At 27.5% G+C, this 14,441-nt stretch carries 10 protein-coding genes; 4 read left to right on the top strand and 6 right to left on the bottom strand.

The window, feature by feature from the left end:
- Window positions 1-69 precede the first annotated feature (69 nt).
- The 6 genes from nhaA to AOE55_RS02450 form a co-directional block, all read right to left on the bottom strand.
- Window positions 70-1,263: a Na+/H+ antiporter NhaA gene (gene nhaA / locus AOE55_RS02475; protein WP_013087442.1), complete on the bottom strand. Its 1,194-nt coding sequence runs from the start codon at window positions 1,261-1,263 to the stop codon at window positions 70-72.
- A gap of 279 nt (window positions 1,264-1,542) precedes the next feature.
- On the bottom strand, window positions 1,543-2,685 hold the full coding sequence (gene dnaJ / locus AOE55_RS02470) for a molecular chaperone DnaJ (protein ID WP_041855190.1): 1,143 nt from the start codon (window positions 2,683-2,685) through the stop codon (window positions 1,543-1,545).
- A gap of 106 nt (window positions 2,686-2,791) precedes the next feature.
- Window positions 2,792-4,711, bottom strand: a complete 1,920-nt coding sequence (gene dnaK / locus AOE55_RS02465) for a molecular chaperone DnaK (RefSeq protein ID WP_013087439.1) — start codon at window positions 4,709-4,711, stop codon at window positions 2,792-2,794.
- Window positions 4,712-5,052: 341 nt separating this feature from the next.
- Window positions 5,053-6,021 carry a transaldolase gene (locus AOE55_RS02460; RefSeq protein WP_013087516.1) on the bottom strand — a complete coding sequence of 323 codons (969 nt, stop codon included), beginning with the start codon at window positions 6,019-6,021 and terminating at the stop codon, window positions 5,053-5,055.
- A gap of 172 nt (window positions 6,022-6,193) precedes the next feature.
- Window positions 6,194-7,336: an aspartate kinase gene (locus AOE55_RS02455; RefSeq protein WP_013087459.1), complete on the bottom strand. Its 1,143-nt coding sequence runs from the start codon at window positions 7,334-7,336 to the stop codon at window positions 6,194-6,196.
- 26 nt (window positions 7,337-7,362) lie between these two features.
- The gene (locus tag AOE55_RS02450; RefSeq protein WP_013087890.1) at window positions 7,363-7,596 is read right to left on the bottom strand and encodes a bifunctional aspartokinase/homoserine dehydrogenase (AK-HD); all 234 of its coding nucleotides are present in this window, start codon (window positions 7,594-7,596) and stop codon (window positions 7,363-7,365) included.
- A 971-nt stretch (window positions 7,597-8,567) separates the two neighbouring features.
- Between AOE55_RS02450 and ubiE the strand changes: the two genes are divergently transcribed.
- The 4 genes from ubiE to AOE55_RS02425 all read left to right on the top strand — a co-directional run bounded on the left by ubiE (window position 8,568) and on the right by AOE55_RS02425 (window position 14,392).
- Window positions 8,568-9,284, top strand: a complete 717-nt coding sequence (gene ubiE, locus AOE55_RS02440) for a bifunctional demethylmenaquinone methyltransferase/2-methoxy-6-polyprenyl-1,4-benzoquinol methylase UbiE (protein WP_013087788.1) — start codon at window positions 8,568-8,570, stop codon at window positions 9,282-9,284.
- Between the two features lie 78 nt (window positions 9,285-9,362).
- Window positions 9,363-10,946: an AarF/UbiB family protein gene (locus tag AOE55_RS02435; RefSeq protein WP_013087728.1), complete on the top strand. Its 1,584-nt coding sequence runs from the start codon at window positions 9,363-9,365 to the stop codon at window positions 10,944-10,946.
- A 110-nt stretch (window positions 10,947-11,056) separates the two neighbouring features.
- Window positions 11,057-12,529 carry a UbiD family decarboxylase gene (locus tag AOE55_RS02430; protein ID WP_013087423.1) on the top strand — a complete coding sequence of 491 codons (1,473 nt, stop codon included), beginning with the start codon at window positions 11,057-11,059 and terminating at the stop codon, window positions 12,527-12,529.
- Between the two features lie 396 nt (window positions 12,530-12,925).
- Window positions 12,926-14,392, top strand: coding sequence for a TrkH family potassium uptake protein (locus AOE55_RS02425; protein WP_080611788.1), 1,467 nt, complete (start codon window positions 12,926-12,928; stop codon window positions 14,390-14,392).
- The last annotated feature ends 49 nt before the right edge of the window (window positions 14,393-14,441 follow it).

The raw sequence follows: 14,441 nt of genomic DNA, 5'->3' as shown, positions 1-14,441 counted from the left end.
ATAGAAAAAAATTGAAATAAAAAATAAAGAATAAATTTTATTCAAAAAAGGTCTTTTTTTAAGGAAATTCTAGATAGATGAATTAATCTTTTTAGGCAAAGTGAACCCTAATAAAACCGCTCCAAGAATTGCTGAAATCCAAGATCCTATAAATATTCCTATTCTAGAACAATTTAAAAAACTTTCAAAATTTTGATCAAATGTAATTCCAGCTATAAAGATTGACATAGTAAAGCTGATTCCGCAAAGAACAGAAATTGAAAATATTTGATTTAAGCTAATTTTCTTTGGTAACTTAACGAAGTTTAATTTTAACATTGTCAAAACAGATAAAAAAATTCCAGTAGGTTTTCCGATAACTAAAGCAAAAACAATTCCTACTGATACAGTAGAAAATATTATGGATGTTTCATCCGAAATTAGTTTAGTTAAATCGATTCCTGAATTAGAAAACGCAAATATCGGGAGAATGAAATAAATTACTAATCGATGAAAAATCTTTTCTATTGATGTGGGGCAAGAAGAATATTTCTGAACATTTTTCCTATACGGTATCATCAAACCTATGATCACTCCAGATATGGAAGCTTGAATTCCTGCAACCAATAAGAAATACCATAATATAATTCCAAAAGATAGATACAATAAAACATTTTTTATCTTACATCGATTCATAAAAAATAATATAGAAATCGGAAAAATCGAAAAAAGCAAATGAGAGATAGAAATAAATTGAGAATAAAATATAGAAATAATAAAAATTATTATCAAATCATCTATAGTAGCTAAAGCAAGTAAAAAAGCTCTCAGTTCTTTAGAGACACGATTCCCGAAAATAGATATTACTCCGACAGCAAAAGCGATATCAGTAGTAGCCGGAATAGCCCAACCCTTTATTGCAATTTTGTTAGAGAAATTAAAAGCTAAATAAATAATTATTGGTACTACAGTTCCTCCTATAGCTGAAAAAATAGGAAGAATCAATCGACTTTTGCTTCTTAGAGATTCTTTTTTTAAGAATTCTTTCTTAATTTCTAGACTAACTGTAAGAAAAAATATGCTCATTAAACCTTCATTAATCCAGATCAAAAGAGGCTTATCGATTCTTAAGTTCCACACTTTACAAACAACAGAAGTATTTAGAAACTCGTAATACGAATCTTTATGAGGACTACTCACCATGTATAGTGAAAGCAAGATAGAGAATATTAAAAGTATTCCACCGAAAAAATCAGATCGAATAGCTCTTTTTATAAGCAACATAACTTAAAAATCCTAAAAGAATTTATGAACTTCTTTTATAAGAAAGACGCATAAAAAATCAGTGAGTTAAATATTAAAAACAAATTTAAAAAAAAATTTCTCTTGAGTAAATGGATCATAAAAGAAATCTTATAGAATTAAAGACTTTAATTTAATATTCAACTATGTAAGTTTAAATTAATTCTATTAAATTCGATAGCATCTTTAATATTTTTCTCTAAAAATGAATTTAATTTATGATCTCTCGTTAAAGATTTTGTTCATTGATCTTTATAAATTTTAATTTCTCATTTTTTTCAAAAAATTTTTTAATTTTTCCAAAAATTTAATTGAAATCGGATTGTTCTGTTTTCCGTCTCTTTTATAATCAGATGTTTCCTTAAATTGTCTTAATAGCTTTTTCTGACTATCATTTAAATTGACAGGAGTTTCTATAAAAATTTTGCATATCAAATCTCCTGTGTAATAGGAAGAACGAACTCCACCACCCTTAACTCTAAACATCTTACCATTTTGTGTCTCAGGAGGAATCTTTAAAGAAATCACTCCATGGAGAGTCGGAACACCAACTTTTCCTCCTAAAGAAGCTGTTATGAAATCAATTGGAACTTCACAATATAGATCGTTTTTCTCTCTCCAAAAGATATCATGTTTTCTAACATTAATTCGAACATAGAGGTCTCCGTTTGGTCCTCCATTCTTTCCAGATTCTCCTTCACCATTGAGACGAATTTGATCTCCATTGCTGATTCCAGAAGGAATTTTTACAGATAATATCCTATCTTTCTGAACTTGACCATCTCCATGACATTTTTTACATGGTTCCTGAATAATCTTTCCTCTTCCCGAACAATTCGAACAAGTTTGTTGTACTGTGAAAAATCCTTGTCTTGTTTGAATTTGCCCAGAACCATTACAGTTTTTACAAATAGATAAATGTGTTCCAAATTTTGAACCATTTCCATTACAAAAATGACAAATTACCAATTTCGGCAACTTAATTTCTTTAACAACTCCAAAAACAGATTCTTCCAAAGAGAGAAAAATCTCATATTGCAGGTTCGATCCTCTTCTTCTAGAAAAAGAACGTTTATTCCCTCCAAAAATGTCTCCAAAGACATCTCCAAATATATCTCCAAAATCAGACGTTCCACTAGAAGAGAAATCATTATTAAATCCTCCGTTTATATTCATTTGATCAAACGCAGACTGTCCGTACTGATCATATGCAGATCTTTTTCTCGGATCAGATAAAATTTCATACGCTTCTTTAACTTCTTTAAAACGATCTTCTGATCTCTTATTTCCTTTATTACGGTCTGGATGATATTTCATTGCTAATCGTTTGTATGCTTTTTTTATTTCTTTATCATCAGCAGTATTGGATATTCCTAATATTTCATAATAATTTCTTTTCGACATCCTCATTTACCAAAAAAATCAATATAGAAATAAGGGCGACGAGTAGTCTCGACGCCCGAATTCAGAATCTTCGGAATTGAAAAAAATCTCATTGATCCTTGTTCTACTATTTTTTTACTTCCTCAAATTCAGCATCTACTACATTCTCCTTATCTTTTTTTTCTTCTTTTGAAGAAAAATTTTCATGACTATTTTGACTATCTCCTGAATTTTTATTTCTATATTTTTCCAAAAGTTTAGAAGTAATTTGAATTAAATCTTGAATTCTTTTTTCGATTTCTTTTTTATCTTCAGTTCTAACAGATTCTTCTAGAAGACTCAAATGTTTCTCTACATCTTTTTTCTCTTCAAAAGTAATCTTTTCTTTAATTTCCAAAATTTGTTTTTTAGTACTATGTATTATTTGATCAGCTTGATTTTTGACTTTTACTAATTCTTCAAATTGCTGATCAAATTTTTCATTCATTTTTGCATCATCTACCATTTTCCTAATTTCTTCTTCTTTTAATCCAGAAGAAGCTTGAATTGCTATTTTTTGCTCTCTCCCAGTCTTTTTATCCTTTGCAGAAACATGAAGAATACCATCCGCATCAATATCAAAAGTTACTTCAATTTGAGGTATTCCTCTTGGAGCGGGTTGAATTCCATCTAAATTGAATTGACCAAGAGATTTATTATCAGAAGATCGTTTTCTTTCTCCTTGTAAAATATGTATTGTAACAGCAGATTGATTGTCTTCTGCAGTGGAAAAAACTTGACTATGTTTGGTTGGAATAGTGGTATTTTTAGAAATTAAAGTTGTCATAATTCCCCCCATAGTCTCTATTCCAAGAGATAAAGGTGTAACATCCAATAATAAAACATCTTTAACATCTCCTGCCAATACACCTCCCTGAACAGCAGCACCTATCGCAACTGCCTCATCTGGATTTACATCTTTTCTAGGATCTTTTCCAAAGAATCTAGCAACAGCTTTTTGAACCATTGGCATCCTTGTTTGTCCACCTACCAATATAACATCATTAATCTGTCCAACACTCAAATTTGCATCTTTTAGAGCGATTTCAACTGGATGCATTGATTTTCGAACGAGATCTTCCACCAAAGATTCTAATTTTGCTCTTGTGACTTTGATGTTCATATGTTTTGGACCGGAAGAATCAGCGGTGATATACGGTAAATTTACTTCGGTTTGATGAGAAGAAGAAAGTTCAATTTTTGACTTTTCGGAAGCTTCTTTCAATCTTTGCATTGCCAAAGGATCATTCTTTAAATCAAATCCGTTTTCTTTTTTAAATTCATTCACCAAATAATTTATCAATCTATTGTCAAAATCTTCTCCTCCGAGATGAGTGTCTCCATTTGTAGAAAGAACTTCATAAGTTTTTTCTCCATCTACTTCATCTATTTCAATAATGGATATATCAAAAGTTCCTCCTCCAAGATCATAAACTGCAACTGTTCTATTTCCAACTCCTTTATCTAATCCGTACGCTAAAGCAGCTGCTGTTGGTTCATTAATTATTCTTTTCACATTCAAACCAGCGATTCTTCCTGCATCTTTTGTGGCTTGCCTTTGAACGTCATTAAAATAAGCAGGAACCGTAATTACTGCATCAGATACTTTCTCCCCTAGATAATCCTCTGCGGTTTTTTTCATTTTTTTCAAGATTTCTGCTGAAATTTGAGGAGGAGCAATTCTTTTTCCCTTTACTTCTATCCAAGCATCTCCATTCTCAGCTTCAACAATTTTGTAAGGAAGAATAGAAATATCCCTTTGAACTTCTTCCTCTCGAAATCTACGACCAATTAATCTTTTAATAGCAAAAAGAGTATTTTTTGGATTGGTTACAGCTTGCCTTTTTGCAGGCTGTCCTACTAATATTTCTCCTTCTTGGGAATAAGCAATAATAGAAGGGGTAGTTCGATCTCCTTCACTATTTTCCAATACCTTAGCATGCCCTCCATCCATTGTAGCTACACAAGAATTTGTTGTTCCAAGATCAATACCGATAATTTTTCCCATTAAATTCCTCCAAAATTAACGAATTTTCAATTCGTAGTCCATTTAATAAAGCATATTAAAAATAGAATTTGTTTTATTTTTCTAAAATTTTTTCTTAGAAAGACAATCAACATCGTAATATGAAAGATTGGGGCATTAATCATGTTCATCAAGGGTAAAAAGAAAAAATTTATTCAAAAAAATAAAATCCAAAATTTTGAAACTCTTGGATCAATCAGAAAAGATTCATATCGGTTTTCGATACGGTTTAGCTTTTTTAGAAAAAGCATGATTTTTTTTCAGTTTTATAAATTCAGGAATTAAATTTAAAGAATATAGAATTCTAGAAAAAACTAACTTATCTAAAAATTTTTATAAAATCTGTTTAGAATGAATCTTTTTAATTTTTCTTGATCAACAAAAAACTTATGGATTCCGTTAGATAAGCTAAAATTTGCCATATTATCAGAACAATGTTTCCAATAAAAATCAGATTCTGTCATTTTTTCATTCTTTTGATATTTGTTTAAGTAAGTTTTTTTAATTATTTTTCTTTTTATTTCTCCTCGAGAACAACTTAATTTTTGAAGTAATTGAGGGGGGATAGTTAAATAATCACATCCGGAAAGTTCAAAAATATGTTTTGTACTTCGAATACTTGCTCCAATAATATTTGTATTGAATCCGTTACTTTTATAATATTTGTAAATATTTTTTACGAAATTGATTCCTGGATCTTCCTGATCATCTAATTTTTTCTTGTTTTCATTGTTTTGATACCAGTCTGTGATTCTTCCGACAAAAGGAGAAATCGAATGAACTTTGGAATCTGCACAAGCAATTGCTTGTGCAAAAGAAAAAATTAAAGTCAAATTACAATTTATTCCAATTTTTTCCAATCTTTTGGCAGCTTGTATTCCTTGCCAAGTAGATGCTATCTTGATTAGAATTCTGTTCTTCTTAATTCCTTCCTCTTCTAGGGATTGTATAATTTTTTTAGATATTTCAAAACAATTCTCTTCATCATAAGAAAAGCGAGAATTCATCTCTATTGATACTCTTCCAGGTATCATTTTTACAATTTCCGAAGCTAACCTAATTAAGATTATTTCATATAACTTAGAACCAATTGTTTCTCTAGAAAAGTTATCAAAATCGAATGAATGAAAAATAGTTTTAAGAAAATAATCATTTTTTTTATTTTCTACAAAACTAAGTATTGAAGAAGGATTAGTTGTCACATCGTTTGGTCGATATTTTTGAATCTCATCCAAATCTGAAGTATCAGCCATTACATTAGTTATTTTCTTTAAAGAGATTAATTTATTCATGTTTTTTCTACTAGTAAAAAATTATTCATTTTCAATCTATTAAAGTATGAAATTTCACTCAATACGGACTCAATTGTCAACTAATTGAACCGTTTTTCGATGGGAAAATTTTTTTTGAACATAATGATTCTGAATCAAAAATCAAATAACCTTTATAAGTTAACAAAAGAAATTAACTTCTTCTTTTGAAAAAAAAATGGTAGAATAGTTCTGCTATCTTTTCTATAGAACTACTTAAAATAGGTATCGAAATCGCTTGACCTGACGAGTCTACAAGTATAAAGAATGTTTCTATTTTATAATTATTTAGAAAATTAATTAAACTTTTTAATACTTTCTCGTATGATCGACGAAAATCACCAATTATCGATATAATTGACATTTTCTTTATCAATGTAAAGCTTTGTCCATTTTTAACATGTTTTTGATCAAATAAGAAATTTTTTAATGTATAATGAATTATTTTTTTTCGATTATAATATAAAAATACTCCCTTTTGAAGAAAAACATTTTTATAATTTATCATTAATATCTTAAATTTGAGAAAATCATTAAGTATCTTATTTTCAATTTCTTCAACAGTTTTTTTATCAGTTCGATAAATTTCGACTATAATTACATCTTTAGAGATAGTGATTCCTTTTATTAAATTCAAAGAAAGATTTTTATTTTTAAATGTATTAGTAATCAAAGTTCCTCTTGAAAATGGGGAAAAAGTATTTTTAACAACACAAGGAATGCCAAACTTCTGAATTGGAAAAATGAATCTATGATGCAATATATTTGCTCCAAATTTGGAAAATAAAACTGCATCCTGATAGGAGATCTCTTTAATTAAAAAAGAATTTTTAACAATATTTGGGTCGCAAGAATAAATTCCATCTACATCTTTCCATATTTCACAAAAATTAGCTTTTAGACAAGCAGAAAGCACAGAAGCGGAATAATCTGATCCATTTCTTCCAAGTGTAGAAAGTTCTTTTTTTCTATTTTTTGCTATAAATCCAGCCATCAATATTATTCGATCATATGATATCTTTAAAGAAGAAAATTGATTAATTGATTTTGTTAAATTGATTTTAACATCTACATAACTATTATTGTCAGATAATAAAAAATCAAGTGGATTGATGACTGTGGTAGAATAACCAAGTGATAGAAGAATTTCTTGCATAATGTCAACTGACAAATTTTCTCCAGTACAAATTAACTGAGAATATATTTTTTCCGAATAATTTTCCGAATTAGAAGAAATTTTTTTTAAGTTTTCATAAAGATAATCGACTGTCTCTTCTATTTTCAGCTTTATCTTCACAAATCTAAATTTAGATCGATATGTTTTTAATTTAAAAATAATGGAAAAAAAAAACTTTTAATTTTTTGGATATACAATAAAATATTTTCGTTTCTAGTCGAAGCTTCGATTGCATCTAATATAAAATCTGTTGATTTCCCTGGAGCAGACAACACAACTGCGATAGGTTCGTACTGAAATTTTTTTATAATTATTTTAGCTACAGAAATCATTTTCTTATAATTTGCAAGTGATGTTCCTCCAAACTTTAAAACTTTCATAAATCCCCTAAAGAAAATCAAAAGTAATTTTGTATCGTGTCGTTCACATAATCGATTCTACAAAAAGTTCTTGTAGTTTTTCCATACGATCTTCTTTAAACCTCAAATAAAATAGATTTAAATTGAGAGAATACTGAAATGACGAATAAATTCTGAAATAATTTCTGTAACGCAAAGAGCTAACCTTATCTTGCTTGAAAAGAAGTTTGTTAAATCAGAATAAAAATGAATGTTTCTTCAAAAGAATACCCTCTTACAAAATAGTTATTCTCTAATAGATCATAAATTTTTAAACATAAAAAATAAATTACTTCTCAAAAATTTTTCTTCCTAAAAACAGGATTGAATCATGATAAAAATAAAAATATCAAAGAGAACTTTTTTAACATTTAAAAAAATTTCATTATTTGATTCCAAATGTAGTTCTTATTTGATTAGATATATTGTGCTAGAAAATGATACAAGAAAACCGAACGAAAAATTAAAGCTTATTTTGAAAAAATTAGAAATATTCTTAGAAAAACAATATTTTTATTCTTTATTGAATCATCTTTATATTTCCAACATTACTTTGCACTCTTATAAGTCAAATTAACTCATTAACAACAAAAAAATTTAAATTTAGAACTTCAAAAAGTCGTAACTTTGAAATTAAAAATAGAAGAATTTCATCCGCTCTTGAAATACTTTACCAAAAGTTTCAAATAAAAAAAGAATTATAATTCCGAAAAATAAATATGTTAAGAAACAATGAATTCTACATTGCTTCTTAAATTCAGAAATTAAGAAAAACCTTTTCTAATAAGACCTTCTTAAATAAGAGATATCCATGAAAAACCTCAGAAGGAAAATTGATAATTGAAAGTTATGTATCTTTGGAATCTTTAGAATTAAGAAAACGAGTCAAAATTGTTTTTAGCAACATTAAATCAATTGAAAGCAAAGAAAATTAAAAAGAATTAACGTCATATATGTTTAACAGAATATCCAATCAATATATCAAATCAATTTTTAACCATTCATCCGATCATTACGACCTAATGAATGATATGATGTCACTTGGTACACATAGAATTTGGAAAAATGTTGCGGTAAAAGTTTGTAATTTAAAACAAAACCATACAGTTCTTGATTTAGCTGGAGGCACCGGAGATTTAACAATAAAATTTGCAAAAATTCTTAAAAATTCTGGAAAAATATTTTTAGTAGATATTAACAAACGTATGATAGAAATTGGAAAAAGAAAAATAAGAAACCTCGGTTTAATAAAAAATATATACTATATTCAAGCTTCTGCAGAAAATTTACCTTTTGAAGACTTTTCTTTCGATGTTGTAGTAGTTTCTTTTGGACTAAGAAACATTCAAGATCAAGAAAAATCTCTTAAATCCATTTTTAGAGTTTTGAAAACAGGAGGAAAATTGGTAATACTAGAATTTTCTAAGCCATCCTCCAAAACTTTAAAGAAGTTATATTCTATATACTCCTTTTTTTTACCGTATCTTGGATTATTATTTTTTGACAATTTTCACAGTTATCAATATTTAATACGATCTATACAAGTTCATCCTGATCAAAATTATTTGAAAAAAATGATTGAAAAATCTGGATTTAAAAAAGTCAATTACTTGAACTTGATTGGAGGAATAGTTTCGATTCATGTAGGATATAAAACCATATTCAATTGATCATCGTTTAAAAAGAGCTCATTTTTATTTAAAAAATTCTCTTGAAATATTCTCTTATCAAGATCCTTTAAAGAAGTTATGTTTCATATAAAAATGAAAGAAATAAGAAGAATTTTTTTTGTATTTAAGATTTTCTTAAAATATAGATTATTGGAAATTCTTCTGAATAGAAAAGTTAAAATTTTTCCTTTCTTTATAAAATCAAAAAAGTCACTTGCAAAAAGAATTCGTTTAAGTTTTCAAGAGCTTGGTCCAGTATGGATTAAATTAGGACAGTTTCTATCTACAAGAGATGATTTGTTTTCAAGGAATATTTGCAAACAATTGTCTTTACTTCAAAATAAAGTAAAAGCATTTGACGGAAAACTAGCAAAAACATATATTGAAAAATCTTTAGGAAAAAATTTTGAAAAAATATTTATTCATTTTAATGAAAATCCTATAGCATCTGCATCCATTTCTCAAGTTCATTCTGCGATTTTAAGAAAAAATAATATATCAGTTGTAATTAAGGTAATTCGACCCGATATCATACCGATAATAGAGATAGACATTAAGTTGCTCTCCAAACTAGCTAAATGGATAAAATTATTTTATAAAATAAAATGTGTTCAGATCGAAGATCTTATAAAAGAATATAAAAAAACTATCTTTAATGAGTTAAATCTTTTAAATGAGTCTGTGAATACCATTCAATTAAGAAGAAATTTTAGAGATGATCCTATGTTATATATACCGAAAATATACATAGAACATTCCAGAAAAAATATAATGATTGCAGAAAGAATCTATGGAATTTCAATTTTAAATACGAAAAAATTGAATAAATATAATTTAAATCTAAAGAAACTCGCTGAAAATGGAGTAAAGATATTTTTTAAACAAATTTTTCGAGACAACTTTTTTCATGCAGATATGCATCCGGGAAATATATTAGTTGATTATAAATCTTCAAGATATATTGGTGTTGATTGTGGAATTGTCGGATCTTTAACCAAACAAAACAGATATTTTCTTGCAAAGAACTTTATCAATTTCTTTAACAGAAACTATCGAAAAATAGCGGAATCTTTATTTGAATTATCTGATAAAGAAAATAAAGAAGAATCTGAAATTGACGAAATAGAACTTTTTATACGAACCATATGTGAACCAATCTTTAGAAAACCAATTTCAGAAATTTCTTTCGGAAAGTTTTTATTACAATTATTTCGAATATTAAACAATTTTGATATCAAGATTCATCCTCAACTTGTCTTGCTTCAAAAAAATTTGTTATACGTAGAAAGTTTAGGAAAAAAGTTATATCCCAGTTTAGATCTTTGGAAAACTGCAAAACCTTTTATTGAGGGATGGTTGCATCAACAATTGAAAATTTCATCTTTTCTAAATAAAATAAAGAAAAAAATTCCCATTCTTTTAGAATACTTTATTAAATTTCCAGATCTAATTGATAAATTTCTAAAGTTTAATGACTTTTATATGAAAAACATTGAAAAAAAAAACAGTCAATTATTATTAAAAAATTCTAAAAAAGTAAATCGATTAACATGCATCATGGGATTAATTTTTTTATGCTCAATTTTTAAGATTTTTCTTTTTCTTTTTTGGTTAATCTATTCAAAAAAAGAGATTTTTAAACATCTATTTTTATATGACTGAACATAAGACTATTTGATATCTGTTTTCCAACTCATAAGAACAATCTATAGTGATTAGATATTTTTTATTAAAATGAACATTAATCTTCTTACAAGAATTATCATTTATACATGAAAAATGGATACAGAAGTCTAAGAGATTTTCTAAACTTTTTAGAAAAAAAAAATAAACTTAAAAAAGTTCGACAAAAAGTTGATCCAAATTTAGAAATGACTGAACTTTCAAGAAGATCAATACATTCTAAAGGTCCTGCTTTACTTTTTGAAAATCCAACCGGATTTTTTAAAAAAAGAGTTTTATGCAATTTATTTGGAACAGTTGAAAGAATCGCGATGAGCATAGGAGGAAATGACACCCAATCTTTAAAAAAAATAGGAAAATTAATAGCTTTTTTAAAAGAACCAAATGCTCCAAAAAATTTTTCTGGATTTATGAAAAGATTAAAAAAGTTAAAAAGTATTTGGTTTACAAATGTAAAAAATGTTAAAAGAGCAGTCTGTCAAGAAGTTATTTTAAAAGAAAATAATATAAATTTATTCGATATACCGATCATGCGATGTTGGCCTAAAGATGTCGCACCTCTTATAACTTTTGGAATTACAATTACTAAAAACCAAAATTTAAATCGATATAATTTAGGAATATATCGACAACAATTGCTCTCTGAAAACAAGCTAATTATGAGATGGCTACCACAAAGAGGTGGAGCTTCAGATTTTTATATTTGGAAAAAAAAATATCCATCCCAACCCTTTCCAATTGCGGTATCCATTGGAGCAGATCCAGCTACTATTCTTTCAGCTGTTATTCCTATTCCTAATGAAATTTCTGAATATGCTTTTGCTGGAATCTTAAGAGGTTATAGATCAGAAGTTACAAAATGTATTTCCATTCCTATTCATGTGCCAGCAAGCTCTGAACTAATTTTAGAAGGATATATTCATCCTGAAGAATATTCTCAAGAAGGTCCACATGGAGATCATACTGGATATTATGGAACAGTGGAAAAATTTCCAGTGTTCACTGTTACACACATTACTAAAAGAAATGATTACATTTATCACTCTACTTATTCTGGAAGACCTTTAGATGAACCGAGCGTTTTAGGGATTGCAATGAATGAAATATTAATACCAATACTGAAAAAAAAATTTTCTGAAATTGTAGATTTTTACCTTCCTTATGAAGCGTGTTCATATAGATTTGCGATTGTTACAATCAAAAAGGAGTATTCAGGGCAAGCCAGACAAGTAATGATGGGAATATGGACGTATTTAAAACAATTTATATATACTAAATTCATTATAGTTTGCGATGAAGATATTAATGCAAGAGACTGGAAGGAAGTGATTTGGGCAATATCTACTAGATCAGATCCAAGTAGAGATGTATTTTTGATAAAAAATACACCAATAGATTATCTTGATTTTTCTTCAGAAATAGAAGGATTAGGTTCGAAGATGGGGATTGATGCTACTAATAAGTTTCCAGGAGAAACAAATAGAGCATGGGGAAGAACTATCAAAATGAAAAAATCTATAGAAAAAAAAGTTGAAAAAATCTGGAAACATTTGAAAATCTAAAAATATTTTGAATTTGAAAAAATCAGTTAAAACCAAATTGATCTTTTTCTTAAAACTTCTATAAATAGAGTTCTATGAGAAAATTGAAAGATTCTCAATATTATTCTCGAGTAAATATTGTCCAATACGGATATATTTAATTTCTGAAAAAATTATTGAGAAAAATTTAATTTCTTTTAAATCATCGTATCAAAGCGTATCTTTAAAATAAATTTCAAAAGGTTCTTCTTTTTAATATAGAAAATTTGGTGATTTGTAAAAAATATCAAGTTTTTTAATTTTTCCAAAAAAATATGCTTATGTAATTTCGGTTTAAAACTGAGTTACAATTTTTCGAAAGATTCAAAAAATCAATCCTCTATAGGATGCGCTAATATTTAATCATTGATATCAATCATGGATTTTAAAAATATAATCAGAATTATTGGATTATTGTTTGTAATGTTTTCCATAACCATGGTCATTCCAGGATTGGTTTCTCTCTTTTATCAAGATAAAACAGAACGCTCTTTCATTCATACTTTCCTAGTCACTTTATTAGTTGGATTGATTTTATGGGTTCCTAATAAAAATAGAAATCGAGAATTGAGTCAGAAGGAAGGATTTTTAGTAGTCTCTTTATTTTGGGTGGTTCTAGGAAGTTTAGGATCTCTTCCTTTCATATTTTTAGATCAACCGAATATATCGGTAACAGATGCTTTTTTTGAATCCTTTTCTGGACTAACTACAACCGGAGCAACAAATCTAATTCAATTGAATGATCTTCCAAAGTCTATATTATTTTATAGACAGATGTTACAATGGTTGGGTGGAATGGGAATAATAGTATTGGCAATAGCGATATTTCCGTTATTCGGAATATCTGGGGGATTTCAGCTGTACAAAGCAGAAATCTCTGGACCTATAAAAGAAAATAAAATTCATCCGAGGGCATCTAAAACAGCAAAAACCTTGTGGTCAATTTATATTCTTTTAACGATCATATGTACGATACTATTATGGATAGCTGGAATGGATTTTTTTGACGCTATTTCACATAGTTTTTCGATTATCTCTTTAGGTGGATTTTCTACACATGACGAGAATATAGGATATTTTAAAAATATTTGGATAAATGATATAGTGTTGTTTTTTTTGCTAGTATCAAGTTGTAATTTTAATTTACATTTTTTAGTTCTCTCTGGGAAGAGTTTGAAAATTTATTGGAACGATTTAGAATTTAAAACATTTATTTTTTTTCAAGTTTTATTAGTCGTAGTTGTTTTGATTGTCTCCTTGTATCATTCTTCTGGAAATAAATCAATATTAACAATTATTCATCAATCTTTTTTTCAAGTGATTTCTTCTTCTACAACTGCTGGATTTAGTATCGATAATATCGAAACACTACCACTTTTTTTGCAAATGTTACTTCTCTTTTCTACTTTTATAGGAGGATGTTCTGGATCAGTTGGAGGAGGACTAAAAGTTATTAGAATTTTATTACTGTTTTTTCAAGTTTCAACAGAATTAAAACGTTTAGTTCATCCGAACGCAATATATACTATCAAAATAAATTATAATAATCATAGAATTCTATCAGAAAAAAATATAGATACTATATGGGGTTTCTTTTCTTCTTACGTATTAATATTCATCTCTAGTTTGCTTTTATTAATTTCAACTGGAGTAGATGAATTTTCTGCTTTCTCTTCAATTGTAGCAACTTTAAATAATTTTGGACCTGCTCTGGGAGATTTCTCAGAAAATTTCATAAATATGAATTTTGCTGGAAAATGGATTCTGATATTTACTATGTTATTTGGAAGATTAGAAATATTCACTTTATTAATTTTGTTCACTCCAATTTTTTGGAAAAAGTGAGTTAATTAATGAAATTAATTTTTCCAAAAAGAAATTTATAAATATTTCG

This window comes from Candidatus Riesia pediculicola (assembly GCF_002073915.1).
Classification (GTDB): Bacteria; Pseudomonadota; Gammaproteobacteria; order Enterobacterales; family Enterobacteriaceae; genus Riesia; species Riesia pediculicola.
Note: the sequence above shows the minus strand (reverse complement) of the source record. Positions and strands in the feature narration are given on the sequence as shown.